The sequence below is a fragment of the Zoogloea sp. genome, assembly GCF_041911615.1.
Taxonomy (GTDB): domain Bacteria; phylum Pseudomonadota; class Gammaproteobacteria; order Burkholderiales; family Rhodocyclaceae; genus Zoogloea.
Genome location: NZ_JAYROR010000037.1, coordinates 1 through 26,242, shown reverse-complemented (window position 1 = coordinate 26,242; position 26,242 = coordinate 1). Strand labels below are relative to the sequence as shown.

At 64.8% G+C, this 26,242-nt stretch carries 23 protein-coding genes; 12 read left to right on the top strand and 11 right to left on the bottom strand.

Translation table 11 applies throughout. From position 1 onward, the window contains the following. Positions 1-21: 21 nt before the first annotated feature. Entirely contained in the window at positions 22-624 is a 603-nt protein-coding gene (gene lexA / locus ACE3P2_RS04175) for a transcriptional repressor LexA (protein ID WP_374261398.1), read from the bottom strand. Between the two features lie 296 nt (positions 625-920). Here lexA and ACE3P2_RS04170 point away from each other — a divergent pair, with 296 nt between their 5' ends. From ACE3P2_RS04170 to ACE3P2_RS04160, 3 genes are all read left to right on the top strand, one after another. Beyond that, a complete protein-coding gene (locus ACE3P2_RS04170) occupies positions 921-1,508 on the top strand; it encodes a peroxiredoxin (protein WP_374261396.1) in 588 nt (195 codons plus the stop codon). After that, entirely contained in the window at positions 1,474-1,953 is a 480-nt protein-coding gene (locus tag ACE3P2_RS04165) for a peptidylprolyl isomerase (RefSeq protein WP_374261394.1), read from the top strand. The genes ACE3P2_RS04170 and ACE3P2_RS04165 overlap by 35 nt, the downstream gene beginning before the upstream one ends. An 88-nt stretch (positions 1,954-2,041) precedes the next feature. Next, positions 2,042-4,063 (top strand): dipeptide ABC transporter ATP-binding protein, encoded by a 2,022-nt coding sequence (locus ACE3P2_RS04160; RefSeq protein WP_374261392.1) that lies wholly within the window; start codon positions 2,042-2,044, stop codon positions 4,061-4,063. A gap of 26 nt (positions 4,064-4,089) precedes the next feature. Here the strand turns inward: ACE3P2_RS04160 and ACE3P2_RS04155 are convergent, their stop codons facing one another. Then, positions 4,090-5,583, bottom strand: coding sequence for a transglycosylase SLT domain-containing protein (locus tag ACE3P2_RS04155; protein WP_374261390.1), 1,494 nt, complete (start codon positions 5,581-5,583; stop codon positions 4,090-4,092). 226 nt (positions 5,584-5,809) lie between these two features. Here ACE3P2_RS04155 and ACE3P2_RS04150 point away from each other — a divergent pair, with 226 nt between their 5' ends. Further along, entirely contained in the window at positions 5,810-6,766 is a 957-nt protein-coding gene (locus ACE3P2_RS04150; RefSeq protein WP_374261388.1) for a diguanylate cyclase, read from the top strand. Between the two features lie 11 nt (positions 6,767-6,777). Here the strand turns inward: ACE3P2_RS04150 and gloB are convergent, their stop codons facing one another. Then, positions 6,778-7,539, bottom strand: a complete 762-nt coding sequence (gene gloB / locus ACE3P2_RS04145; RefSeq protein ID WP_374261386.1) for a hydroxyacylglutathione hydrolase — start codon at positions 7,537-7,539, stop codon at positions 6,778-6,780. A 59-nt stretch (positions 7,540-7,598) separates the two neighbouring features. On the opposite strand from gloB, the gene ACE3P2_RS04140 reads away from it, so the two are divergent. The 3 genes from ACE3P2_RS04140 to dnaQ are packed head-to-tail and all read left to right on the top strand — an operon-like array spanning position 7,599 to position 9,545. After that, positions 7,599-8,372: a class I SAM-dependent methyltransferase gene (locus tag ACE3P2_RS04140; RefSeq protein ID WP_374261384.1), complete on the top strand. Its 774-nt coding sequence runs from the start codon at positions 7,599-7,601 to the stop codon at positions 8,370-8,372. Continuing rightward, the gene (rnhA, locus tag ACE3P2_RS04135; RefSeq protein WP_374261382.1) at positions 8,359-8,832 is read left to right on the top strand and encodes a ribonuclease HI; all 474 of its coding nucleotides are present in this window, start codon (positions 8,359-8,361) and stop codon (positions 8,830-8,832) included. Before ACE3P2_RS04140 ends, rnhA begins: the two co-directional genes overlap by 14 nt. Beyond that, complete coding sequence (gene dnaQ / locus ACE3P2_RS04130) at positions 8,829-9,545, top strand: DNA polymerase III subunit epsilon (RefSeq protein WP_374261380.1); 717 nt, start codon at positions 8,829-8,831, stop codon at positions 9,543-9,545. The genes rnhA and dnaQ overlap by 4 nt, the downstream gene beginning before the upstream one ends. Positions 9,546-9,557: 12 nt before the next feature. Here the strand turns inward: dnaQ and ACE3P2_RS04125 are convergent, their stop codons facing one another. Continuing rightward, the gene (locus ACE3P2_RS04125) at positions 9,558-10,307 is read right to left on the bottom strand and encodes a fused MFS/spermidine synthase (RefSeq protein ID WP_374261378.1); all 750 of its coding nucleotides are present in this window, start codon (positions 10,305-10,307) and stop codon (positions 9,558-9,560) included. Between the two features lie 73 nt (positions 10,308-10,380). Here ACE3P2_RS04125 and ACE3P2_RS04120 point away from each other — a divergent pair, with 73 nt between their 5' ends. Then, positions 10,381-10,683, top strand: a complete 303-nt coding sequence (locus tag ACE3P2_RS04120) for a hypothetical protein (protein WP_374261376.1) — start codon at positions 10,381-10,383, stop codon at positions 10,681-10,683. Positions 10,684-10,686: 3 nt separating this feature from the next. On the opposite strand, the gene ACE3P2_RS04115 is transcribed toward ACE3P2_RS04120, so the two are convergent. The 4 genes from ACE3P2_RS04115 to ACE3P2_RS04100 form a co-directional block, all read right to left on the bottom strand. Beyond that, positions 10,687-11,652: a hypothetical protein gene (locus tag ACE3P2_RS04115; protein WP_374261374.1), complete on the bottom strand. Its 966-nt coding sequence runs from the start codon at positions 11,650-11,652 to the stop codon at positions 10,687-10,689. Then, on the bottom strand, positions 11,652-14,183 hold the full coding sequence (mutS, locus tag ACE3P2_RS04110; protein WP_374261538.1) for a DNA mismatch repair protein MutS: 2,532 nt from the start codon (positions 14,181-14,183) through the stop codon (positions 11,652-11,654). The genes ACE3P2_RS04115 and mutS overlap by 1 nt, the downstream gene beginning before the upstream one ends. Before the next feature lie 783 nt (positions 14,184-14,966). Beyond that, positions 14,967-16,091 (bottom strand): glycosyltransferase, encoded by a 1,125-nt coding sequence (locus ACE3P2_RS04105; protein WP_374261373.1) that lies wholly within the window; start codon positions 16,089-16,091, stop codon positions 14,967-14,969. 4 nt (positions 16,092-16,095) lie between these two features. After that, positions 16,096-17,412, bottom strand: coding sequence for an ArnT family glycosyltransferase (locus ACE3P2_RS04100; RefSeq protein WP_374261371.1), 1,317 nt, complete (start codon positions 17,410-17,412; stop codon positions 16,096-16,098). Positions 17,413-17,795: 383 nt separating this feature from the next. On the opposite strand from ACE3P2_RS04100, the gene ACE3P2_RS04095 reads away from it, so the two are divergent. Then, a complete protein-coding gene (locus ACE3P2_RS04095) occupies positions 17,796-18,059 on the top strand; it encodes a hypothetical protein (protein ID WP_374261369.1) in 264 nt (87 codons plus the stop codon). 65 nt (positions 18,060-18,124) lie between these two features. Here ACE3P2_RS04095 and ACE3P2_RS04090 read toward each other — a convergent pair whose 3' ends face one another. Continuing rightward, positions 18,125-18,706, bottom strand: coding sequence for a UbiX family flavin prenyltransferase (locus tag ACE3P2_RS04090; RefSeq protein WP_374261367.1), 582 nt, complete (start codon positions 18,704-18,706; stop codon positions 18,125-18,127). A gap of 119 nt (positions 18,707-18,825) precedes the next feature. On the opposite strand from ACE3P2_RS04090, the gene guaA reads away from it, so the two are divergent. The 3 genes from guaA to ACE3P2_RS04075 all read left to right on the top strand — a co-directional run bounded on the left by guaA (position 18,826) and on the right by ACE3P2_RS04075 (position 22,348). Then, positions 18,826-20,388, top strand: a complete 1,563-nt coding sequence (guaA, locus tag ACE3P2_RS04085; RefSeq protein ID WP_374261365.1) for a glutamine-hydrolyzing GMP synthase — start codon at positions 18,826-18,828, stop codon at positions 20,386-20,388. Between the two features lie 218 nt (positions 20,389-20,606). Continuing rightward, a complete protein-coding gene (locus tag ACE3P2_RS04080; protein ID WP_374261363.1) occupies positions 20,607-21,884 on the top strand; it encodes a tyrosine-type recombinase/integrase in 1,278 nt (425 codons plus the stop codon). 143 nt (positions 21,885-22,027) lie between these two features. Beyond that, the gene (locus ACE3P2_RS04075) at positions 22,028-22,348 is read left to right on the top strand and encodes a hypothetical protein (RefSeq protein ID WP_374261361.1); all 321 of its coding nucleotides are present in this window, start codon (positions 22,028-22,030) and stop codon (positions 22,346-22,348) included. Here ACE3P2_RS04075 and ACE3P2_RS04070 read toward each other — a convergent pair whose 3' ends face one another. Both ACE3P2_RS04070 and ACE3P2_RS04065 read right to left on the bottom strand, forming a co-directional pair. Next, positions 22,349-25,126 carry a conjugal transfer protein TraG N-terminal domain-containing protein gene (locus tag ACE3P2_RS04070; protein WP_374261359.1) on the bottom strand — a complete coding sequence of 926 codons (2,778 nt, stop codon included), beginning with the start codon at positions 25,124-25,126 and terminating at the stop codon, positions 22,349-22,351. Positions 25,127-25,159: 33 nt separating this feature from the next. Further along, a partial coding sequence (locus ACE3P2_RS04065; RefSeq protein WP_374261357.1) for a conjugal transfer protein TraH occupies positions 25,160-26,242 on the bottom strand: 1,083 nt, incomplete at its 5' end.

Here is a 26,242-nt window from a genome sequence, read left to right as displayed (position 1 = left end):
CGGCAGGCGGTTGCCGAGCCCTCAGAGATTCTCGCTGCGAATCAGCCCGACCGCGAGCCCTTCGATTTCCAGCGCCGCATGACGGGTGTCCACGACGATGGGCTCGAAGTCCGGGTTGGCGGGCAGTAGCTGGACGATCGGCCCCTTGCGCTCCAGCCGCTTGACGGTGACGTCGTCCTCGACGCGGGCGACGACGATCTGGCCGTCGCGGACGTCGCTGGTGCGATGCACCGCGAGCAGGTCGCCGTCGAGGATGCCGGCGTCGCGCATGCTCTGGCCGCGCACCTTGAGCAGGTAGTCGGCGCGGGGGGTGAACATGCTGGGATCCACGTGGTAGCGGCTCTGGATGTGTTCGGCGGCGAGGATCGGGCTGCCTGCGGCGACGCGCCCGATCAGCGGCAGGCCGAGGGCTTCGACCAGTCGAATGCCACGCGCACGCCCCTCCTCGAGGGCGATGGCGCCTTTGGCGGCCAGGGCGCGCAGGTGGGTTTCGGCGGCATTGGGGGAGCGGAAACCGAATGCCGTGCAGATTTCTGCACGGGTCGGCGGGCGTCCTTCGTGCTCGACGGTATCGCGAATAAGTTGCAGGATTTCTTGCTGACGGGTGGTGAGCTGATCGGCCATTAGATATACTCCGGAAGTATTATGTAATTATATACAGGAATAAATTCCTGGCAAGTTGTCATTTTTTCAGCGCACCGATAACAGGGCGTGACAAACATCAATTTCCGATGACAAAACGCTTGAGGCCGCGACGCTGGTAGTCTATTTCTTGAAAGAACGCCCGCTCCCGAAGAGGTCGCGCAGGCAGGCGGGAGCCGCAAGAAGAAACGCAGGAAAACAACAAGAGAACAGCACGCGTCGCATTACCCAACCAGCGCGGTCCGCCATGCCGGACCCACCCCGCGGAGGAGATTTCCATGCTTGTCAGCCCCCAACACGCTTCGGGTAGAGTTCTCAAGGCGCCTCGGTTAGAATCTTCCGCCGAAGCGGCTGTGCCCGTGGAAGGCCAGCCTGCCCCGCTCTTTTCCCTGCCCGACGCCGATATGGAAATGTTCGATCTGGCCTCGGTGCTGGGCACTCACCACGTGGTCCTCTATTTCTATCCCCGTGACAACACGCCGGGCTGCACGCGTCAGGCCATTGATTTCAGCGATCACGACGCCGATTTTGCGAAGGAAAAATGCATCGTGATCGGCGTCAGCCCCGACGATTGCCTGACCCACGCCGATTTCCGCGATCAGCACGGCCTGTCGGTCGAATTGCTTTCCGACGAGGACGGCGAGGCGTGCAGGCTGTACGGTGTCTGGCAGACGGCGCAGGTGGATGGTGTGACGAAGCGCAGCGTGCGCCGTTCGACCTTCATCATTTCCAGTGATGGCGTGCTTCGTCACGTGATGCACGACGTCAACCCCCGGGGACATGCCGCGGAAGTCTTTCAGCTGGTAAAGCAACTCAACTCAAGGAACCTAAATGGAAATCGCCAAAAACACGGTCGTCACGCTTGATTACACGGTCAAGGATCCGGATGGCAACATGATCGACGACGGTCACCACCCGCTGGTGTACCTGCATGGCGGTTACGACGGCATCTTCGCGGCAATCGAAGAGGCTCTGCAGGGCAAGAAGGTCGGCGAGAACCTCAAGATCAAGCTTTCCCCCGACGATGCCTTTGGCGAATTCGACGAAGAACTGGTGCTGGTCGAGGACGCTTCGCTGTTCCCCGACAACATCGAGGTCGGGATGTCCTTCGAGCGCGTGGGCGAAGACGGCGAGGACGAGATGATCTATCGCATCACCGACATCGCCGACGGCAAGGTCGTCGTCGACGGTAACCACCCGCTCGCCGGCACCGCCCTGATCTTCGACATCACCGTGAAGAGCGTGCGCAAGGCCAGCGACGAGGAAATCGGCCACGGCCACGTGCACGGCGAAGGCGGCCACCACCACTGAGTGCCGGCGGCTCCGGGCGCGACGCAGGTCGGCTCCGGGGCGTCGATCACCGATTGAGCGGACCGCCTGGCGGTCCGTTTTCTTTGAGATGAACAGACTGGACATGGAAGCGCAGACGCCGGCCTTGTTGAAGGTCGAGGCCCTGCGCGTCGAACTCGGGGGCCCCGACCGGCCCGTGCGGCCGGTGGACGGCATCGGCTTCGAGGTGCCGGCCGGGCAGACCCTGGCGCTGGTTGGCGAGTCGGGCTGCGGCAAGTCGATGACCGCACTGGCCTGCATGCGGCTGTTGCCCGCCGGCGGACGGATCGCCGGCGGCGCCGTGCATCTGGTCGGCGAGGCCTTGCAGGATCTGCCCGAGACGCGGATGCGCGAGGTGCGCGGCAACGATCTTGCGATGATCTTCCAGGAGCCGGCCACCAGCCTCAATCCGGTGATGACCGTCGGAGACCAGATCGGCGAGGTGCTGGTGCGCCATCGTGGCCTGCGCGGGCAGCCGGCGTGGAGCGAAGCCGAGCGGCTTCTGGCGGCGGTCGGGATTCCCGACCCGGCACGGCGGCTGGCCGAATACCCCTTCCAGCTGTCGGGCGGAATGAAGCAGCGGGTGATGATCGCCATCGCGCTGGCCGGCGACCCGAAGGTGCTCATCGCCGACGAGCCGACCACCGCCCTCGACGTGACCATTCAGGCGCAAGTGCTGGATTTGCTGGCCGAACTGCAAAGCCGCCGCGGCATGGGCATCCTGCTCATCACCCACGATCTTGGCGTAGTGGCACGGATGGCGCATCGGGTCGGGGTGATGTACGCCGGCGAACTGGTCGAGACGGGGCCGCGCGAAGCGTTCTTCGGGGCGCCGCTGCATCCGTACTCGCGCAAGCTGTTTGCCGCGCTGCCCACTACCGCGCTACGTGGCAAGGCGCTGGAAACCCTCGGCGGGCAGGTGCCACGGCTCGACGAGCGGCGTGCCGGCTGCCGATTTGCCGAGCGCTGTCCGCAGGTCCACGACCGTTGTCGCAGCGAGGCGCCTGGCTTGCATGGGGTGGGAGAGCAGGCGGTGCGCTGCCATCTCTACGATCCGGCCAGTCGCCAGGCCTGGGTTGCCGAGCCACCACTGGATGCGGCACCGTCCCCCCGCCACGGGGAGGCAGGGCAGGGGCTCGACGTGCAGGCCCTGACGGTGCATTTCCCGGTACGCAAGGGCTTGTTCCGCCGGGTGGTGGGGCATGTGAAGGCGGTCGATGGGGTGTCGTTGCATGTCCCGGCCGGGCAGACCCTGGCGCTGGTCGGCGAGTCGGGCTGCGGCAAGACCACGGCCGGCAAGGCGCTGCTGAGTCTGGTGCCGGCCAGCGGTGGCAGCGCCCGTTACGGCGAGCACGACTTGCTGAACCTTTCGCCGCGTGAGTGGCAACCGCTGCGGCGCGATCTGCAGATGATCTTCCAGGACCCTTTCGGATCCCTCAATCCGCGGATGCGGGTCGGCGAAATCCTCGAAGAGGGCATGCAGGCGCTGGGGGTGGAGCGCGACGCCACGGCACGCGGCGTGCGGGTGGATGCGCTGCTACGGCGGGTCGGCCTCGATCCGGCGATGCGCCATCGTTTCCCTCACGAGTTTTCCGGCGGCCAGCGCCAGCGCATCGCCATCGCACGGGCCCTGGCCGTGTCGCCCAAGCTGATCGTCTGCGACGAGCCCACCAGCGCCCTCGACGTGTCGGTGCAGGCGCAGATCCTCAATCTGCTACGCGATCTGCAGGCCGAATACGGGCTGTCCTACTTGTTCATCACCCACAATCTGGCGGTCGTGGATTATCTGGCGCACCACGTGGCCGTGATGTACCTGGGCAGGATCGTCGAGCGTGGCAGCGTCGAGGAGGTGCTGCGCGATCCGCGCCACCCTTACACCCGGATGCTGCTTGCTGCGGTGCCGCGGATCGAGACGGCGGGTGCGCCGCGGCAGACGGTGACGATGCGCGGTGACATGCCGTCGCCGCTCAATCCACCGGCGGGATGTCATTTTCACCCCCGCTGCAGCGAAGCGCGCGACGAGTGCCGCACGCGTTACCCCGACGAAAGGCGGCTGTCACCGACCCGCATCGTGCGTTGCCATTTCAGCTGACGCAGGACGCGGCGCAGGAGCTTTGCTCAGCGGTGTTTTTTCGAGGCGGCCGGCGCCGGCTTGGCGGCCTGGGGTGTTGTCCTGGCAGGGGCAGCGGACTTGGCGGCGGTGCCTGCCTTGCTGCCGGCCCGGGCACCGGCCGCGGGCTCGGGCGTGCGTCCGCTCTTGCCGCCATGGGCCTTGCCGGCACTCGGCTCGGCGACGGTGACCTTGCGTTCGACGACCATCGGCTTGCCGTTCTTGCCGCGCACGACGGTGTGCTGGATCAAGGTGCGGGGCGGCGGTGGGGGAGGGGGCTCGACTGCGCCGGCCTGCGGACGATTGGGCATCAGGCTGGCGAGACTGATCCGCTCCCCCTCGCTTTCCGAAGGTACGATCAGCATGTAACCGGTGCCGATGCGCGCGCGCGGAGACAGGCCATTGACCTGGCGCAGACGGCTGGCCGAGATGCCCAGCTTGTCGGCCACGCCTTCGAGGGCTTCGCCTTCGCGCAGCTCGTAGGTCTTCCAGCTGGCGTTGGCGGGGTCGTGCTTTTGCAGATTGATGAGAAAAGCTTCGAGCTTGTCGGCCGGGATCACCAGCGACTGGGCACCGTTGCCCGGCAGCACCGGCCGCTTGTAGCCGGGATTGAGGGCGAGGATTTCGTCCACCTGGGTTTCGGCCAGCCGCGCGGCGGTGGCCAGGTCGAGGGGAACGCGGCTCTCGACGGTGACGAAATAGGGCCGATTGGGAATCGCCGGGAGGGTGATGCCGAAGAGTTCGGGCTGAGCGACGATGTTCTTGAGTGCCTGGAGCTTGGGGACGTAATAGCGCGTCTCGCCCGGCATGTTGAGATGCTGGTATTCGGTCGGCAGCCCGGCGGCGCGGTTCTTGGCCACGGCACGGCCGACGGCGCCTTCGCCCCAGTTGTAGGACGCGAGCGCGAGATGCCAGTCGCCGTGCATCTCGTAGATGGCCTGCAGGTAATCGAGGGCGGCGTTGGTGGAGGCGATCACGTCGCGCCGCTCGTCCACCCACCAGTTCTGTTCGAGGCGGTAATTCTTGCCGGTGGAGGGAATGAACTGCCACAGGCCGGAAGCCTGCGCCGACGACAGCGCCATCGGGTTGAAGGCACTCTCGACCATCGGCAGCAGGGCGAGCTCGGTGGGCATCCCGCGACGCTCGAGTTCCTCGACGATGTAATAAAGATAGCGCTGACCGCGGGTGAAAATCTGACGCAGGGCACCGGGGCGGTTGATGTAGTAGATCTGCCGGTCGGTGACCAGATCGGTGTTCAGATCGGGCATCGAGAAACCGCGGCGGATGCGCTCCCAGAGGTCGTCGGTTTCGACGGTGAGGTCGACGGTGGGCACGCGGACGTGCTGTTCGCGGATCTCGAAAACCTGGGGAGGCTGGGCGGCGGGCTCGTCGAGCAGACTGGTGCTGGTGACGAGCCGTGGCCCGAAGTCGTCCGGGCCGTCGGCCAGCAGCGGACCGGCACCCAGAAGCGACAGGCACAGCGCGATAACTCTCGGGGACATCAGGATTCGTCGCGCGAAAAGCAAAGGCGGGATTCTAGCCGTGTGCGGCGGGGGGGGTCAAACGGGCTTCAACGCAATTCAAACGAGTCTTTACCCCCCGAAAACACGGGCAAGACTTCGGTGAGCGGCCGGAATCCGTTAAAGTACCGCCTGTGCCCGATGCGTTCGAACCCGTCGGCACGCTTATTGCATAAACCTCCGCAGGAAATCATTTCGAGACCATTCCGTGAAAGCGCTGCTGATAGAGGACACGCTGACGAGTGCCACCCTGGTGTCCCACCAGTTGCGCAAGATGGGGATCGAGCCGATCCTGGCGCGGGATGGAGAAAAGGGTATCGAGCTGTTCAAGGCGCAGCGGCCCGACCTGATCCTGCTCGACATCATCATGCCGGGAATGGACGGCTTCGAGGTTGCCCGGCGGATCCGCCAGCTCGAGAAGGACGGCGAATGGACGCCGATCATCTTCCTGACCGCCCGCACCAGCGACGCCGATCTTGAAAAAGGCATCAGCGTCGGCGGCGACGATTATCTGATCAAGCCGGTCTCCGAAACCGTGCTGGCCGCCAAGGTAAAGGCCATGCAGCGCATCGCCCAGATGCGTTATTCGCTGCTGGTGTTGACCCGCAAGCTCGACGACGCCAACCAGGAACTCACCCGCCTGTCGTCCCTCGACGGCCTGACCGGTATTTCCAACCGTCGTCAGTTCGACGAGTGTCTGCTGCGCGAGTGGCGGCGCGTGGGCCGTCAGGCCAAGCCGTTGTCGATCCTGTTGTGCGACGTGGATTACTTCAAGCAGTTCAACGACGGCTACGGCCATCAGGTCGGCGACGAGTGTCTGAAGGCGGTGGCACGGACCCTGCAATCGGCGCTGCGTCGTCCGGCCGACATGGTGGCGCGTTACGGCGGCGAGGAGTTCGCGGTGATTCTGCCGGACACCGATCTCACCGGTGCCAAACGGGTCGCCGAGGCGATGCGCGCCGCCGTGGAGGGGCTGCGCATCACCCACCGGTTTGCCGAATCCGGCGGCGTGGTGACGATCAGCATCGGTGTGGCGACGATGGTGCCGACCCGCGGCGAGGCGGAATCGGCCGTGTTGCTCAAGCGCGCCGACGACGCGCTGTACCGCGCCAAACAGGCCGGCCGCAACCGGGTGGTCGCAGCGGCGGGGCTGTCCGTGGTCTGAGCGCCGCTATTTCAGAAGCGGTTCTTCCACTCGCGGATTGCCGCGAAAACCTCTACTGGCGTGGTCAGACCGCGTCCGACCTGGGCTTCGGCCTGGCGGACCACTGCGGCCTCGTGGCTGCGCAGGAACGGATTGGTGAGTAGTTCACCAGCCAGCGGAAACGGAACCGTGGGGCGATCGGCCGCGCGTTGCGCCTTGCAGGCTTCGATGCGCTCGGCGATGGCGGGATTGGCCGGTTCGACCGCGGCCGCGAAGGCGAGATTCGATAGCGTGTACTCGTGCGTGCAGTAAACCTGGGTATCGCCGGGCAGCGCAGCGAGTTTGGCGAGGGATGCGTACATCTGCGCCGGTGTGCCTTCGAACAGGCGGCCGCAACCGGCGGCAAACAGGGTGTCGCCGCAGAACAGGGCGCCGCCCCCCACGTAACCCACATGGCCCGCAGTGTGGCCGGGGAGATCGAGCACCGCGAATTCGAGGCCGAGGCCGGGCAGCGAGACCACGTCGCCTTCGCCGACCGGGTGGTCGATGCCGGCGATCCGTTCGTGGGCAGGGCCGAACACCGGGACCGGCGCCTGGGCCAGCAAGGCGCTCACGCCGCCGGTGTGGTCCGGGTGGTGATGGGTGATCAGGATGGCGTCGAGACTCAAGCCTTCGGCGGCGAGGTAGTCGAGCACCGGCGTGGCATCGCCCGGATCGACGACCGCTGCCCGCGTGCCGGCGCGCAGCAGCCAGATATAGTTATCGTTGAAAGCGGGAAGAGGGATAATGTTCATTTTCCCATTGTACCTGCTTCATCCCGCGTCTTCCCGCCACCCGTCCTCCGCATTCAACGATGACCCAGCCCGAATCCTTCCCTGGCCTCCATGCCTGGCTCGACACGCCGCTGGGGCGCTACGTGATGGCCTGGGAGACGGCGCAGGTCGATGGCCTGGTGGCCGACATCTTCGGCTACAACGCCGTGCAACTGGGGGTTCCCGAGTTCGATTTCCTGCGTGCCAACCGGATGCCTTTCCGCTTTCGGGCGGGGGCCGGGGACGTTCAGGTCGAGGCCGACTACGCCGCACTGCCGTTTGCCGCCGGTAGCGTCGATCTGGTGGTGCTGCCCCATGTGCTGGAGTTCGCCGCCAATCCGCATCAGGTCCTGCGCGAAGTCGAACGGGTGCTGGTGCCGGAGGGGCACGTGGTGATCACGGGTTTCAACCCGGTCAGCCTGTTCGGCCTCAAGCGCCGGCTGGCCGGGCACAGCGGGGCTTACCCGTGGCGTGGGCAATATCTCAGCACGCGGCGCCTGAGGGATTGGCTGGCCTTGCTGAGCTTCGAGACCGGCGGTCAGGCGTCGGGCTGTTTCGTCCCGGCGCTGGCGCAGCAGAAATGGCTCGAGCGCCTGCGCTGCCTCGATTGGGCCGGCGGGCGCTGGTGGCCGATCGGTGGCGGGATTTACCTCATCCACGCCATCAAGCGGGTACAGGGGATGCGGCTGATCATGCCGAAATGGGATCGCAAGGCCCGCGCGCGCGCGCTGGCGCCACTGATCCAGAAAGCGGGTGGCCGCCCCAAGGGCTGTACCCGAAAAACGACCGACGAGAGAGATTTTGGACGAGATTGATATTTTCACCGACGGGGCCTGCTCGGGTAACCCGGGGCCCGGCGGCTGGGGGGCGATCCTGCGCGCGGGCCCGCACGAGAAGGAGCTGTGGGGCGGCGAGCCCGCGACCACCAACAACCGGATGGAGCTGCTGGCCGTGATCCGCGCCCTCGCGGCGCTCAAGCGGCCCGTCACGGCGCGGGTCCACACCGATTCGCAGTACGTGCAGAAGGGTATTTCGGAGTGGATCCACGGCTGGAAGGCGCGGGGCTGGAAGACCGCCTCGAAAGCGCCGGTCAAGAACGAAGACCTGTGGCGTGCGCTCGACGCGGAAGCCGCACGACATCAGATCAAGTGGCTGTGGGTCAAGGGCCACGCCGGCCACGTCGAAAATGAACGGGCGGATGCGCTGGCCCGGCGCGGCGTGGAGGCCGTGCGCAAGCGCGGAAAAATCGTAGATTCAGAGGAAGCACAGCCATGAGACAGATCGTTCTCGATACCGAAACCACCGGCCTCGACTGGAAGACCGGCGATCGCCTGATCGAAATCGCCGGTGTCGAGCTGCTCGACCGCAAGCTCACCGGCAAGCACTATCACGTCTATGTGAATCCGCAGCGCGACATCGACGCCGGCGCGGTGGCGGTGCACGGCATCACATCCGAGTTTCTGGCCGACAAGCCGCTATTCAAGGACGTGGCCGCCGAGTTTTCGGCCTTCGTCGCCGACGCCGAACTGGTGATCCACAACGCGCCCTTCGACGTGGGCTTCCTCAACAACGAGCTGGGCATGCTGGGCCTGCCGCTGCTGACGACGATCTGCCCCACCGTGATCGACACGCTAAAGCTCGCCAAGGAACAAAACCCGGGCAAGAAGGCGTCGCTGAACGCCTTGTGTACGCTCTACGAGATCGACAACACCCACCGTACCCTGCACGGCGCGCTGCTCGACGCGGAGTTGCTGGCCGACGTCTATCTGGCGATGACCCGCGGCCAGGAGAGCCTCATCATGATGCTCGACGAGCCCGCGCCGCAGGTGGAGGAGGGTGACGGCGGCGCCATCCTGGAGCGCCCGCCGCTGCGCGTGCTGCGGGCGAGCGCCGACGAGTTGACTGGCCACGACACGGTGCTGGCCGAGATTGCGAAGGCCAACAAGGGCCATTGCCTGTGGCTGCCCAAGGCGCCGCCGGCGGCGTGACGTGAGGCCGGCTCAGCGCTGGAGCAGCCCCGCGGGTAGCCCCCCGTTTTTTTCGAGACGTCTGAGGGTGGGCGCGAGATCCAGACCGGTCGCGGCCTTGAGTTCGGCCGCCCGCTCGCGCAGCGCTGCCTGACCGACGGCAACGGGATCACCCGCCACCGCCAGCGCCACGACGTTGCCACTCTCGACTTCCGGCAGGGCCAGCACGCGGCCATCGAAAGCCTTCTGGAGGCGTTGTAGCTGGGTCTTGAATCCACGCAACTGGCCGAACAGATTGACCGCCACCACACCCTTCTGCGACAGACGCGCCCGACACGCCGCGTAAAACGGCAGCGCCGCCAGCGCGCCGGCGCGGGCGTTGGCGTCGAAGCCATCGACGACGATCAGATCCCACTGGTTGCGGTCTTCCGCCACGAAGGCGGCGCCGTCGCCGATCACGACGCGCAGGCGCGCGTCCTCATCGGGTAGTTTGAAGCACTGCCGGGCAACGGCGTGCACCTCGGGGAGAATCTCGATCACCGTGGTGCAGGCGTCGGGCAGATGACGGTGGATGAACTTGGCGATCGAGCCGGCACCGAGCCCGATCAGCAGCACGCGCCGCGGCCAAGGCGGTGGACGCAGCAACAGGCCAGCCATCATTTCACGGGTGTAGCTCAGTTCGAGCGCGTCGGGCTTGCGGATGCGCATGGCGCCCTGAACCCAGTCGGAACCGAAATGCAGGTAGCGGACGCCGGATTCCTCGCTGATGTCGATGGGATGCATTTTTCAAAAAAGAGTATACTGCACCGCAACCAAAAGGTGGCCCCGGCGTCGAAGGGTCTGAAGGAGATGAATGATGAGCACTTTCGAAAATTTCAACCAGGAGCTGGCCGCCATCGATCTGGAAATCGCGCGGCTGGCGCAGTTGTGCGACGTGCCACTGCTCCAGCCCGGTGTCGCCGAGGCGGTGCTGCGGGGCGACACCAGCCTGTGCAACCAGCGTAACGAGATTGCATGGCAGAAGATGCGTGGCTTGCTGGTGCTGCATTACCACGTGGTGCAGGAAGCGGCCGCCACCGATGGCGTCGAGGCGGCCGCGGAAAGCGTGCGGCTGGCGCTGCTGAGCGTGCAGGAACGGATGCGCCCGAAGCAGCAGTGAGCATCAGTTGCTCCGCGCCGGCGAATAATGCCGCGACTGGTAGCGGAACAGCGGGCGGCGTCCGGGTTCGACGTCGATCCGGACCCACCCCATGAAGGGCGAACCGAAGGTCTCGACGCGCGTCAGGGCTTCCACCGGAAGATCGGTGGTGGGGTCGCGCAGCGGGTGGTCGATGCGGTGCACGTGGCTATCCCCGTGCACCAGCACCACCTCCCCGGAGAACGTGCGCATCTCGGCCAGAAGCTGTTCCAGTAACGCGCGGTAGCCGCGGCTGGGCCGGCCTGCGCTGAAATCTTCGAGATCCGGGTTGCCCTGCTGGATGATCACGACGCCTTCCAGCCCCTGGGCCCGTGCCCGCGCGAAGGCGGCCCCGAGCCAGGCGCGCACGGCGGCGCTGCGGCGCACGAATTCGTCGCTCGGCGTGGATGTGCGTCCGAAATTATTGTTGCTGCCGGGCACGTTGAGCGTGACGAACAGCACCGGGCCGATCTGCCAGCGAAGGTGCTCGGGCCAGCCGTTGAAGATGGGATCGTCGGCCTGGGTCTCGACCGCCATCGTATTGCGGCCGAGGCTTCGGTGCGGCTCGGCGAAGAACAGCTGGCGCAGCCGCGCCAGGCGCTCCAGCGGCGCGAAGCCGCCGTTGCTGGCACGGTGACAGTCGGTCCAGTCGTTGTCCCCCGGCACGAAGACGAAGGGATGATGGCTCTCCTGGAAAACCGCCAGACGTTCTTCGTACACGGCATCGTCGCAGCGTTCGCCACCGCTCTTGACGTCACCGTCGTGAACGACGAAGCGCAGCGGCTCGGCGTTCATCTCGGCGATCAGTGCGGGAAGCTGACGGCGTTCGAAACCGTTGTAGGGCGTGTCGCCGAATACGCCGAAGCTGAACGGTTCCGCGGCACCCGCCGGCGGCGCGAAGGTGAGGATCAACCCGACGAGGGCGGCAAGGCGACGCAGCTGGCCGGACATCAGGCGCTCAGCCGTTTGAGTTCGTACAGGGCTTCGAGGGCTTCGCGCGGGGTAAGGGCGTCCGGGTCGATGTCGGCCAGGGCGCCGAGCACCGGGTGCGACATGGTCTCGGGCTCCTCGGATGGCAGACTGGCGAACAAGTCGGCCTGCGGGCCGCCGCTGATTTCGCGGTTTTCCAGCGCACGCAGGCGTCGCTTGGCGTCGCGCACCACGGTGCCGGGGATGCCGGCGAGCGCCGCCACCTCGATCCCGTAGCTCTGGCTGGCCGGGCCTTCTTCCAGTGCGTGCAGGAAGACGATGCCGTGGTTGTGCTCGACGGCATCGAGGTGCACATTGGCGCACTCCGGGTAATCCTGCGACAGCCGGGTGAGCTCGAAATAATGGGTGGCGAACAGCGTCCAGCAGCGGTTCTTCTCGAGCAGGTGACGGGCGATCGCCACGGCCAGCGCCACGCCATCGAAGGTGGAGGTGCCACGGCCGATCTCGTCCATCAGCACCAGGCTCTGATCGGTGGCGCCGTGGAGGATGCTGGCCGCTTCGGTCATCTCGACCATGAAGGTCGAACGCCCGGAGGCGAGGTCGTCCGACGCGCCGATGCGGGTGAAGATGGCGTCCACCGGCCCGATGCGCGCGGCGCTCGCCGGCACGAAGCAGCCCACGTGGGCGAGCAGCACGATGAGCGCAACCTGCCGCATGGTGGTCGATTTACCGCCCATGTTGGGGCCGGTGATGAGCAGCATGCGGCGGGTCGGGTCGAGCCGGCAGTCGTTGGCGATGAAGTTTTCCACCTGCCGTTCGACCACCGGATGACGACCCGCATTGATCTCGATGCCCGGCTGATCCGAGAACTGCGGCTGGGCGTAGCCGTAGCGCGCGGCGGCCTCGGCAAAGGCCGAGAGGCCGTCCAGCACCGCGCAGGCCCGGGCGATGCGCTGGAAGCGCGGGATGTCGGCGGCGAGCTTGTCGAGGATGTCCTCGTAGAGCAGCTTCTCGCGGGCGAGGGCGCGCTCCTGGGCCGATAGCGCCTTGTCCTCGAAGGCCTTGAGCTCCGGCGTGATGAAGCGCTCGGCGTTCTTCAGGGTCTGGCGGCGGCGGTAGTCGTCGGGCAGCTCGATCTTGGCGGCGTTGGCGGCGGAGATCTCGATGTAGAAACCGTGGACGCGGTTGAACTCGACCTTGAGGTTGGGCACGCCGGTGCGCTCACGCTCGCGGGCTTCGAGTTCCAGCAGGAAGGCGCCGCAGTTGGTCTGGATGCCGCGCAGCTCGTCGAGATCCGCGTCGAAGCCTTCGGCGATCACGCCGCCATCACGGAGCACGGTGGACGGCTCGGGCGCGATGGCGGCGACGAGCAGGCCCAGCGCGTCATCCGGCGTGGCGAGTTCTTCCATCATTCGCTGCAGCAGCGGTGCGGTGGGCGTGCCGAGGGCGGCGCGGAGTTCGGCGAGGCGGCCGAGGCTGTCGCGCAGGGCGGAGAGATCGCGCGGGCGGGCGCTGCGCAAGGCGACGCGGGCGGTGATGCGCTCCACGTCCGACACGCCGCGCAGGATGCGGCGGGCGGTTTCGGCCGGGCCTTCACCCAGCTCGGCCACGGCGGCGTGGCGATGGGCGGCGATGGCGCGGTCGCGCAGCGGATGGTGCAGCGCGTGGCGCAGCCAGCGCGAGCCCATGCTGGTGGCGCAAGTGTCGAGGAGCGACAGCAGCGTGGGCGAAGCCTCGCCGCGCAGGGTTTCGGTGAGTTCCAGATTGCGCCGGGTGGCGGCGTCGAGGCGCAGGTAGGCCGAATCGCGCTCGGCGGTGAGCGCGGTGATGTGGGCCAGGGCCTGACGCTGGGTGGCGCGGGCGTAGTCGAAGAGCGCAGCCGCCGCGGCCAGGGCGACGGGCATCTCGTCGGCGCCAAAGCCGGCCAGATCGCGGGTGCCAAAGTGGCTGGTGAGCAGGCGGCGGGCGGTCTCGGCGTCGAACTGCCAGTCGGCCAGCCGGCGCAGGCTGGGGGCAAGCTGATCGAGCAGCGGCAGACGCAGGCCGTCGGGGATCAGCACCTCGGCCGGGCGTAGGCGCTCGAACTGGGCAGCCAGTTGCGGCGCATCGCATTCGAGCACCCGGAAATCCCCGTTGGCGAGGTTGAGCCAGGCCAGGCCTAGTACGCCCCGGTGGAGGTTGACGGCGAGCAGCGGCGCGTCGGCCTTGTCGTCGAGCAGCGCGGCGTCGGTGAGCGTGCCGGGCGTGACGATGCGCGACACCGCGCGCTCCATCGGCCCCTTGGTGGCGCCCGGGTCGCCCACCTGCTCGGCGATCACCACGGATTCGCCCAGCTTGACGAGGCGCGCGAGGTATTGCTCGACCGCGTGATGGGGCACACCGGCCATCTTGATCGGCTGCCCGGCAGACGCGCCCCGCGTGGTGAGGGTGATGTCCATCAGCCGCGCGGCCTTCTCGGCGTCCTCGAAGAAGAGCTCGTAGAAGTCACCCATCCGGTAGAAGAGGAGCGTGTCCGGGTGATCCCTTTTAATGCGGAGGTACTGCTGCATCATCGGGGTGTGGGTGCTGATCTCGTCGTCCGTCAGGCCCTGAAATCTTTCCGTTTTATTGTTCAAGCCGTTGATCCTGCTTACAAATTCATGTCGGTGGTGCCGATGACCTTGCCAGTCACTTCTTGGTCGCCGCGCAGTGAAACTGAGGCTTTCGGTGTCGCTTCCTTTGCGATACCGCGGGGTGCGGCAATTGCTCCAAAGTCACACCATGACCACCTTCGACGCGCGCGGCCAAGCTCCTTGCACCCGGGGAAATCCTTGCTCTCGACAAGTATCCTGGCCGGCGTCTGCGGGGATTTGCCCAGTACCGGACTTGGGTCTAGCGCTGTAGAAGCCCGTCGACGGTGCTGGGCGGCAGGTAAAGATCGGTCGCCGGCCGGAGATGTCGATTTCGGCCGCGATTGTCGCATGGGAGGGGCTGAAACGTCGCCGGCATGCGCCCGGGCGATGGAGCAGGCCCACAAGGGAAAGGTGCCGCCCTGCACGGTGACGGGCATCTGGACTACCTCACGTGGCCACGTTACGCGTGGAAATCAGCGCCGCGGGATGTGATGGTCGAGCGCCCGGCGAAGTTTCGGTAGCGGCGGTTGGATTTTTTCTGAAACGTGCCAACGGCGCCGACGATGTTAGCCGGCAGTCAGCCGCCTGCCTGGGGGGCCTGATCGAAGATCGGCGATGAGCCGCCTGCCTGGGGGCCTGATCGAAGATCGGCGATGAACCGCATCCCAACCGCACCTTCGAGCCTCGGTATGTCGATGAGAGCGGAGCGAGTGTCCGCATCGCTCAGCCCGACACTCGCCGTCCGAACGTCCAGCGGCGATTCAGGTTGTAGTTCACCAGCCACGCGGGCAGAACGCTAGAAACTTGGCAGAGCTGGAGGGGCAGATGCGGGAAGGTGCGATGGGTAAGCATGAAGGTGAACGTACTCACGCAAAGCGCCAGCAACGATACGGCGTTGAATTTCATCGCTCTGACGTGCAGCCCTTCGTGCTTGGGTTGGGCACCAAAAGTCCACCAATCGTTGAGCATGAAATTGGAGAGGATGGCGATCTCTTCCGCACACGGCGACGCCAGGTATTTGTTCAGCCCCACCGCGAGCAGGATCGTGAACGCGGTGAGATTGACCGCGACGCCCGAGGCGCCGACCGTCGCAAAGCGAATCGCGGTCTGCGATGCGGATATCCGGTGTGCCAGAGCGTATCGCACGAACTCGGTCACGTCCGACAGTTGCAGCTTGGACACCCCTTCAGTGCGGTCCACAAAATCGACTGGAACCTCGCGCACGCGTGCCCCTGCCTCGAGGGCGGCGCCCAGCAAGGCCACCTGGAATACGTAGCCCTTCACATTCAGCGTACTCAGATCGATCTTTCGCAACACCGAGCAGCGAATTGCCCGGAACCCCGCCGTGCAGTCACGCACGCCCTGCAGGCGCGCGCCATGGCGTGCCACGAGATTGCCGCCCAGGGAGTTGAGGCGGCGTTTCCAGCCCCAATTGGCCGGAATGCTGCCGCCCTTGACGTAGCGACTGCCGATCACGAAGTCGGCCTCACCTTTGCGCAGCGGGGCCAGAAGGCGAGGCAGATCCGCAGGTTTATGGGAAAAATCCGCATCCATCTCGAACACGACATCCGCCCCTAGCTGTTGAATCGCGTGGCGCATGCCTCGAATGTAGGCCGCGCCGAGCCCGGCCTTGCGTCCTTCGAGCAGGTGCAGGTTGGGAATTCGGCCCTGAAGCCGGCGCACCTCGTCGCCGGTGCCATCAGGCGAATGGTCGTCGACCACCAGCACGTGGGGGTCGAGGCCGGCATCCTCCTCGACGAGCTGTTCGCAGTGACGCTCGATGGCATGCAGCAGCGAGGCGATGTTCTTTCGCTCGTTGTAGGTGGGAACGATGATGACGATGCGCATGGGATTAGCTACCGCAACGATAAAAGCGGAAGGTGCGGGGCTGGAAGCCCGGCGCCTGGAGGGTCAGAGTCTTGAGAAACAGGGCGCCGCCGCACTTCCACTCCAGCTCACTGCACGACAGGGGGCCCCCTTGTCGGGTCGAGGTGAGGTAGAGGCCGTGGGGTCGGACGCCGGCGGGCTTCTCATCCCGGATGTCGTACTGGCTCGGTCGCGTGGTCGTGGGAATCGTCACAACGGGATGGTCCGGTGAGTAGAAGCTGAGCAGGGACGCCGTCGTGTAGTGGTCGGCGAGAAGGGGCTCGCCATCACGTCGGAAGCTGAGCAAGGCCTCCACGACCGCCTGGTTCGAGTAGAAGCGGTTGAACGGGTTGAGCTTGGCGGGCAATCCGAAGGCAAGCGGAAACTTGACGATGGCGGTCAGCAGCAGTGCGAGCACGAGACCGAACACTGCGGTCCGGATGAGCCTGCGCTCGGCCAGATACGCGCCGGCAAGAATCGTGGCCGCCGGAAACGCGATGGCCACCCAGTTGAGCTCAACTTTGCGAAAGAGCCCTTTCCAGGCAAAGAAGGCCAGCGGGAACAAGCACGCCACCGCGAGATAGCGACGACTCTCCGAAGCGTTCCTGAGGGCGCGCGTCGCCGCCATGAGCGCAACCCCCAGGAGAACGGGGGAGAACACCGCAAAGGTGCCGCCCACGAAGCCGGCCCACTCGCGCCAGTCGATGCCGTGGCCTTCGTCCGCACCATGGCGGTACTGGAACGCAAAACTCACCCAGTCGTGTTCGGCGTTCCAGATCAGAACCGGCGAAAACACCGCCAATGCGACGGGAGCAGCCAGCCAGTTGCGCCCCTGGGTCAGCTTGTCGCGACGCCAGACGGCCAGGAACAGCAACAATTGAGCCGGAAAGAGAATCGCCGTGTATTTCGACAGCAGCGCAAGCCCGATGGCCACGCCGGTGAGCAGTGGCCAGCGGAGTGCGTCGCTCTGCAACATGCGGTGGCCGGTGTAGAGCGCCACGGTCCAGAAGAGCATCAGTGGCGCATCAGGCACCGCGGCGAAGGCCCCGATGTGCGTGGCGGGCATCGCCAGGAAGATGACCAGCGACAGCGCGGCGGCCCGGTCGCCGGCAGTCTCCTGCGCCAGTCGCCAGATAAGCCAGGCCGTTGCCGTGAAGCAACCGACCGGCACCAACCGGACGGCAAGCTCGTTCGTCGCCCCGGTAGTCGTGAGCCTGAGTAGCCACGCGATCATCGGGGGATGGTCGAAGTAGGAAAGAGCGAGGTGGCGGCTCCACGACCAGTAATAGGCCTCGTCGCCCATCAGCGGAATACGGGCGTTGTAGGCGGTTTGAAGTGCCGCGAGTAGAAGGAGCAGTCCGACAACCCAGCCGGATCTACCCTGCAGTCCGAAATGTTTCACGAGCCAACGAGGTCGCGGTCCTGGGATCAGGCGCGTCCAGTAGTTATTTTGTTGCTCGAAAGATACAAATCGAACCTTAAGATATTCTTAATATTAGATTTTTGTTGACTTTATTTAAATTGACAGGATTTTGAAGGGTTGGGTGTGTTTCGAGATGATTAAGTCGACGCTGAGACGAAAGTCATGCAACAGCCCCTGCGGCTTGCTCAAGCGTGGTGGACGCCGCTGACGCGCCGCTGCCGCACAGGCATAGTGACTGATCTCTCGTCATCCAAAGCCGGGCCATGTACAACCCCGTCCTCAAAGATCCACCGCAGATCGTTCGCAACCGCATCAGACGCATTGCCAGGCGCGCGGGCATCGAGCACTTGCTTGGTCCGCGGATACTTCATGTCTTGAAACTGGAGAGTCTCGACAAGGCGAAACTGGAAGAGCTTGAAGCGATCGAGTCCATGCTGCAGATCGTTAGCCTCTATGAGCCGGTTTGGGGCCGCCCAGGTCAGCCCGACGCTGAGTACCCCAGAGAAGGGGTTCCACCCTTTTCGTAGGTGTCGCCCAGGTCTCGCGCGCTTGCGACGCGAATCGCACCGCGCAGCTCACGGTGCGGCGATTCTTAATCGCTGTCGGCAGCCGTTTCGCCCCAGCGGGGCTGGTTTGGGACGCTCAGCCCGAACAGGTCGAGGGCTCGACCGACGCTATGGGCGACGAGTTCGTCCACCGAGGCGGGGCGATGATAGAGCGCCGGCACTGGCGGGAAGACGATGCCGCCCATCTCCGTGACCGCCACCATGTTGCGCAGGTGCCCCAGGTGGAGCGGCGTTTCGCGCACCATCAGCACCAGCCGGCGGCGTTCTTTCAGCACCACGTCGGCGGCTCGGGTGAGGAGATTGTCGGTGATGCCGTGGGCGATGGCGCCGAGGGTGCTCATCGAGCACGGCGCCACCAGCATGCCGAGGGTGGCGAACGAGCCGCTGGAAATCGCGGCGCCGAGATTCTGCACCGGGTGCACCACATCGGCCAGGGCTTCGGCGGCGCCGGGCGGGACGTCGGTTTCCATCGCGCGGGTAAGCTGGGCGCCCTTCGAGATGACGAGATGCACCTCCACGTCGAGCGGGCGCAGGAGCTCGAGGGCCTTGATGCCGTACTGGAAGCCGCTGGCACCACTGATGCCGACGACGAGGCGTGGGGTTTTCATATTGGGGTCTTTCGGAGGCGTTGGGCTTTCTGGCCGCGGCTAAATGCTGCCATTTCCTGACGGCCTTGCCTACGGTTGTATAATGTTGGGCTTCCTGTTTTAACCCTTCGGAACCCGCCGTGCACAAGAAAATCCTGATCCTCGATTTCGGCTCCCAGGTCACCCAGCTCATCGCCCGTCGCGTGCGCGAACAGCAGGTGTACTGCGAAATCCACCCCTTCGACGTGTCCGACGACTTCGTCCGCGCCTTTGCGCCCCAGGGGATCATCCTGTCCGGCGGCCCGAATTCTGTCTATGAGGCCACCGAATGGAAGGCGCCGGCGGCGGTGTTCGAGGCCGGCGTGCCGGTGCTGGGCATCTGCTACGGCATGCAGACCATGGCCAGCCAGCTCGGCGGCAAGGTCGAGAGTTCCGGTAAGCGCGAGTTCGGCTACGCCGAGATCCGCGCCCGCGGCCACTCCGAGCTCTTCCGCAACATCCAGGACCGCAGCAACAGCGATGGTCACGGCCTGCTCGACGTGTGGATGAGCCACGGCGACAAGGTCACCGAACTACCGCCGGGCTTCAAGGTCATCGCCTCCAACGAGTCCACGCCCATCGCGGCCATGGCCGACGAGGCGCGCAAGTTCTACGCAGTGCAGTTCCACCCGGAAGTGACCCACACCCTCAAGGGCAAGGAGATGATCGCCCGCTTCGTGCACGAGATCTGCGGCTGCCAGCACGACTGGAACATGCCCGACTACGTGAACGAAGCCATCGAGAAGGTGCGCGCCCAGGTGGGTTCGGACGAGGTCATCCTCGGCCTCTCCGGCGGCGTCGATTCGTCGGTCGTTGCCGCGCTGCTGCACAAGGCCATCGGCGATCAGCTCACCTGCGTGTTCGTCGACAACGGCCTCTTGCGCCTCAACGAGGGCGAGATGGTCATGCAGATGTTCGCCCGCAACCTGGGTGTCAAGGTCATCCACGTGGATGCATCCGCGCAGTTCATGGGCCACCTGGCCGGCGTGACCGATCCGGAAGCCAAGCGCAAGATCATCGGCCGCGAGTTCGTGGAAGTGTTCCAGGCCGAAGCCGCCAAGCTGCCCAGCGCCAAGTGGCTGGCCCAGGGCACCATCTACCCTGACGTGATCGAATCCGCCGGCGCGAAGACCGGCAAGGCCCACGCCATCAAGAGCCACCACAACGTCGGCGGCCTGCCCGAAACCCTCAACCTCAAGCTCCTCGAGCCGCTGCGCGAGCTGTTCAAGGACGAGGTGCGTGAGCTGGGCATCGCCCTGGGTCTGCCCCACGAGATGGTCTATCGCCACCCGTTCCCCGGCCCGGGCCTGGGTGTGCGCATCCTCGGTGAGGTCAAGAAGGAATACGCCGATCTGCTGCGCCGCGCCGACGCGATCTTCATCGACGAACTGCGCGCGGCCGACTGGTACGACAAGACGAGCCAGGCCTTCGCGGTGTTCCTGCCGGTGAAGAGCGTCGGCGTGATGGGCGATGGCCGCACCTACGAATACGTCGTAGCCCTGCGCGCCGTGCAGACCCAGGACTTCATGACCGCCCACTGGGCTGAACTCCCCCATGGCCTGCTTGGCAAGGTGAGCAACCGGATCATCAACGAAGTGCGTGGCATCAACCGAGTCGTCTACGACATTTCCGGCAAGCCGCCTGCAACGATCGAGTGGGAATGATTCGGTAGCGTTTCATAGGGTCCCACAACGACCCGCCAACCGCCAGAGGCCCTTGATTTTTCAAGGGTCTTTGTCTTTTTGTCGTCCCATGACGTGCATACAAATCCCACACTTTTCAACGGTAAAAATGACGGTATAGTTTGGGGTGTGCTGATCAGCGAACCGTTTACCGTCTTGATGCTCTGACGGTAAACGCGAATCCCGTGGAGGACAAGGCGATGGCCCTGAGCGACATGAAACTGAAGAACCTCAAGCCCCAGGAAAGGGCTTACAAGGTTCCAGACCGTGACGGCATGTACGTAGTGGTTTCGCCAAAGGGCACCGTGACCTTCCGCTATGACTACCGCTTGGCGGGCCGGCGCGAAACCCTTAGCTTGGGCCAGTACGACGAGTTCCAAGCCAGCCAGCCCAAGCGTGACCCTGAGACCATCAAGTACGGCGATCCCTTGTCGCTGGCCGATGCGCGCGAACTTCTGGCGCGGGCGAAGAATGCCGTCAGCCGCGGCGAGTCGCCGGCACGAGACAAGGCTGACGGTAAACGGGAATTGCGGGAATCGGGCACCTTCAAGGCGTTTGCCGACATTTGGCTGCGCGACGCCGGCTTGGCCGACAGTACAGTAGCGATGCGCAAGAGCATTCTCGACCGTGACGTACTGCCCAAGTTGGGCAAACGCAAGCTCGAAGAAATCACGTCCAGCCAGGTGTTCGACTTGTGCGAGAAGATCAAGGAGCGGGGAGCGCCGGCGACGGCGGTGCATGCCCGCGAAATCATCCAGCAGGTTTACCGTCACGCCATGGCACGCGGCCTCAAGATCGAGAATCCGGCCGAGAATGTGAAAGCCTCGGCCATCGCGACGTTCAAGCCGCGGGAGCGGGCGCTGACGCCGGGGGAGATCAGGACTTTCTTCACTGTCCTGGATAGCGTCGGGACGCTGCCCACCTTCAAGCTGGCGCTTAAGTTCATCCTCCTGAGCATGTGCCGCAAGGGGGAACTGCTTCAGGCGACGTGGAAAGAGGTTGATTTCGAGGCGGCCACTTGGACAGTCCCAGCCGAACGCATGAAGGCCCGTCGGCCGCACGTGGTCTACCTGAGCCAGCAAGCGCTCGATCTGCTGGTAGGGCTCAAGACGTGCGCGGGCAGCAGCCCGTACCTGCTCCCCGGCAGATACGAGACCGACAAGCCAATGAGCGAGGCGACCCTCAATCGAGTGATTGCCGCTGTGGTCGAAAAAGCCCAAAAGGAGGGCCATGAACTACCGCATTTCTGCGTTCATGACCTGCGCCGGACAGGCTCGACGCTTTTGCATGAGGCGGGCTTCAATACCGACTGGATCGAGAAGTGCCTGGCACACGAGCAGCGAGGCGTGCGCGCCGTCTATAACAAGGCTGAGTACGCCGAGCAGCGCCGGGAAATGCTGCAAAGCTGGGCCGACATGGTTGATGGATGGATTGCCGGGGCCAAAGTGGTACCCCTACGCACTGGGAGGGTGGCGTAGGTTCGTGCCTTTGCCTTATCCAATGGATATGACTCTTCCAGCCTCAGCCTTGGTGGTGGCAATGCAAGTCGGGATCAGGCTGAGTCAGGCTGAGGCGTTGAAATCTGTACGGTCCGATGTAGGCTGAAAGCCAGGAGGCCGAAATGAGAAAGCTCGTTGTCATCGGATTCGTCATAGCGGGGTTGGCCATTGGTTTGCTGTCGGCGCTGGGTGAGACGTGGGCCGTCAAAGTGTTCATGATGGTTCTTGGCGGCCTTATCGGCGCAACCGCTGGTGCGGCCCTGTCCAGAATCGGTCTAGGCAGTCGCGCGACGCCTCGTCGGGACGGCGCCCTCCGCGGGCTCGGTACCTCCTCCGAAGACCTCATGGACAACTACTGGCGCGACGAGGGTCATCCACAGTTCATGAAGCCGCCATCCCCGGACAGCAAACAGTTCGGCGGAACTGGCGGAATGGCCGATTGATCACTCGTCCTTTCGAAGCAGATCTTTCACCACTTCCTTCGCATTGTCGATCGATGCTGCGCCATCATCGACTACCTGCTTGCCCGATTGCTTGAGCAGGGATTTCTTGGTGGCCAAGGTGCCATCTGCGGTATCGACGATCTCTGCCTTTCGGTCAAAGGTGGATCTGGCCGAAGCGGTTTCATTCCTGATGGCCTTGCCCTCAGTCTGTACGTCGTTTCGCAGCGAAGGCGGGCTCGTGTCCGAGTGAGCGCTCGGCGTGGGTCGGTTGGAGCGCGCAACTGTCGCGCGGTGCTGTTGATCCGAGGCCGAGAGATCGGGCGCCAGGGTCGGGTCCGAGGCATGCCGGTCGTGCAGGACGCGCACGTCGTCGAACGAAGTGGGTAGAGCCGTGCCATCGGAAAACACCCGGTTTGGCCTGAGGCCTTGGCGAGCGAGTTCTGCCTCAAACATGGAGAGCGCCGAGGCGCTGTCGCCGCCATACTGCTCGGCGTAGCGCAGGAACATCTCCAGGTTGTGCGGGTCCTGGGCGATATCAATGGAAAGGGATTCTCCGCGGTCCCTGGCCAGTGAGAGGCGCTCCGCAAAGGCCGTTCTTTCGGCGAAAGTGGCATCGGCCCGCTCGGCTCGAGACATAGCGCTGGCGAGCCGCGACGACATTTCCTGGGCCTCGCGGGAGTCCTTGGCGAAACTGTTGATGAGGCTCGAATCGCGCGACACCCGATCGCCAAACTGCTTGAACTCCGCAATCTGCTCTTGTGTGAGGCTGTTGAGTACCTTCTGCTGGGCAGCCGATAGACCCGACATGTAGTTCTTCCCGGCGCGGGCCTGAAGTTCCGCGCCCGCTACGGGGGTATTGATCCCCAGGTGGCCAGTAGCACCGAAGGCGATCTGCGCCACTTGGCTCTGGGTCAAGCCCGTGCTGTCCGCCACGTTTTTCGAGATCTGATCCAGCCGGTTGAGTGTCTCGCCCATCTGCTCGAAGCTGCTTGAGACTGTGCCGCTGCTGCTGCGCAGGGATCGCAGTTTTGCCAGGCCTTGTGTAAAAGTCTCGGTGAGAGCCGCCGATCGCTCGGTATTTGCGGAGATTGCCTCGCCGCGCGCAGCATCGGCTTGCCGACTGGCCTGCACCACATCCTGCTCGGACACACGCATCGAGACCATCCGCGACGCAAAGCCCTGGTTGCGCAGCAGGCTGACGGCCGTCCGTCCGGTCAGCACATTCGACGAGAAGGTGTTCCCGCTCAGGTCGTTTTGCCAGCTGTGCATGAAGGCCGAGGTGCGGTTGGGCGCCAGGTGCATCTGGTCCATCCCCACGTTCCCCATGGAAATGTTGCCGACGGTCGAGGCCGAGGTGCCACCCGAGATCATCGCCTGCAGGCCCGACAGGCCGCCGACCAGCGCCGTCCCGAAGTTCTCCATGCGCTTCAAGGCCGCCCAGGCGATGAAGGGGATACTCATCGCCAGGTACCCGACGACGGCTTCGCCCGAGATCGCACGCGAATAGATCGTTGAGGCGGTCTGTAGGGCCAGCGCCTTGGTGCCGGTACCGAGGTCCGCCGCGGCCGCCAGATCGTAGGCCGCGTAGATCGAAGCCATGTAGTTGAGGATGGCGTAGAGCGGGGGCCAGAGCTGGATCCAGATCAGCACCGCCGCGTAGCCCTTGAAGGCGATCATGGTCTCGCGGCCGCTGGTGAGCAGCAGGAGCAGGACGAAGAGCGGGAACATCGCGTAGGTCACCGCCTCGACCACGTTGCGGAACACCGGCAGGGCCTGCTCGGCCACTTTGCCGTAGTTGAGCCAGGTCGCATTCTGCTGGGCCACGGCCTGCGCCCGGCCGACCGCCAGCACCATGGCCGCCGGATCGTTGACCTTCTGGCCGACGATCTTGCTGGTGTCCTCGATCGCATTGAGCACCGCGTTCTGCCGGATGAGGTCGGCAGCCGTGGCCGCGGCGGTGGCGATGCTGTTCTTGAGATAGGCTTGTTGGATCTGCCCGGCAATGACGGCTGCGGCAGCGGCACCGGGCAGCGTCGGGTTGAGCTGGAAGGCGAGCCGCCCCTGGATGCGGGTGATCTGCGCCGGCAGTCGCCCATTTAGGCTCTGGTAGACGGTCGGGCAGGTGTCGACGCCGACGCTGCCGCCCGCGGCGGTCAATGTGCTGAAGCGCGCCGGATTGGGCGAGGCCATCAACGGCCAGACATCGTCGGACGTGGAGAACGTGGCCGGATCGAGGGTGCCGTCGATCAGGTCGTAGGTGGTGCAGTTGTGGATGAAGTTGATGAGGTCGGTGCGGAAGGCTGGGTCCTGGAACACCACGTTGCCGGTTTCGCGGATCAGGCGGTTGCCGAACATCAGGCCGTTCTGCTGGTAGGAGAGCTCGGCGGGCAGGGCGCCGATGCCCGGAATGACCTGGAAGGCCGTCTCGAAAAGCCCGGTCAGTGTGTTGCCGATGGTACTTGTGAGGCTGCCCAGGACGGCCACCCCGAAGGGCACGTTGTCGACCATCTTGACCGCGGAGCCGCCCGTCTTGTCGACGATGCCCACGGTGACCTTGGGTACGATCAGCACCGAGAACACCAGCACCACCGTGCCCAACCACTTCCAGCCCTGCAATTTCTCGGGGGCGAAAGCGTAGGCGATGAGCGCCGCGACGAAGCCGCAGAAGGCGACAGCGGCGACCGCCGACAGGTAGTCGCCCGATACATGGATTGCCGCGGCGGCATTGAAGACACCAAACAGGCTATCGGCATTCTGGTAGGCGTAGATTTCCCACATGGCGCTCTGTCTCCTCGCGCGATTCCGTCGGCGCTACTGCGACAGATAGGCGGCCTGCTGGCCGAGCATGTCCATCACGTGCTGCGGCATGCTGGAGCGCAGCTGGCGCTCGAGCTGTTCCAGGTGGCTAGCCACCGCCCGGAAGGAACCCACCTTCTGGTAGAGCAGGTTCTTTTCTTGCGACAGCTGCAGGAGCATCGCCTGGGCACGCTGGCGGATCTGGTTGGCCTGGTCACGTTGCGTCTGCTGCAACGTGTAGTTCTTGTCCAGGGCGGCCATGCCCAGACGCAGGTTGCGCTCCAGAAAAACGTAGGCGTAGTCGGCGGCGATGACGTCGCGGTACTGGGCGATCAGGCTGTCGGAGAGGCCGGAGCCTGGGATGCTGGTGCCGATGGAGAGCATCTTGTAGACCGGCTCTGTGGTCTGGTTCACGAACCCGACCTCAGTCGAGTTATTGGGAATGGCGGTCCGCGTAGCGATCTTCTCGGCGATGGAACGCATCATCGCCTCGACCTTGGCGGTGAAGGGCGTGTGGGTGTACCCGGTGTTCAGCGTCACCACGTCGCAGTTGGTGTAGTCGTTGCACTTCAGCATGTGCTGGATGACATCCGTGCCGCCCGCCGCGCTCTGGCCGTACAGCAACTGACTGATCGACGTGAGGGTGGGCGCGATCGGCTCGGGGTCGCGCGCCGATTCCTCCGGGTAGTAGATGATGGTGCCGACCAGGCTCATGATCAGCTCGCGCTCCTGATCGTCCAGGTAGGAACCCGTGTACTGAAGTGCCTTCCAGGTCAGGTTGCCGACGAAGGGGGCCTTGTTCTTCACATTCGGATCGGTGGAGGAACGTGCCGACGCCAGGATGCTGGGCCGGTCCGAGCCACAACGCCGGCGTGCCGCATCCCGGTCGCTCTCCAGGCCCATCTCGACGGCGAGGTCGGCGCAGGTTTCCTGCGAGCTGTAGCCGACGGATTCGGCGGCCGTGCTGACGATGGCTTTGGCAGTCTCGCACGAGTTGATGCGCGCATTGTTGATCCAGGTCTCCAGCCCTTTGGCCCACTTGGTGAGTCCTCCCAATAGGGGTGAGACCGCTTCGAGCGCCAACTGGAAGGCAATGCC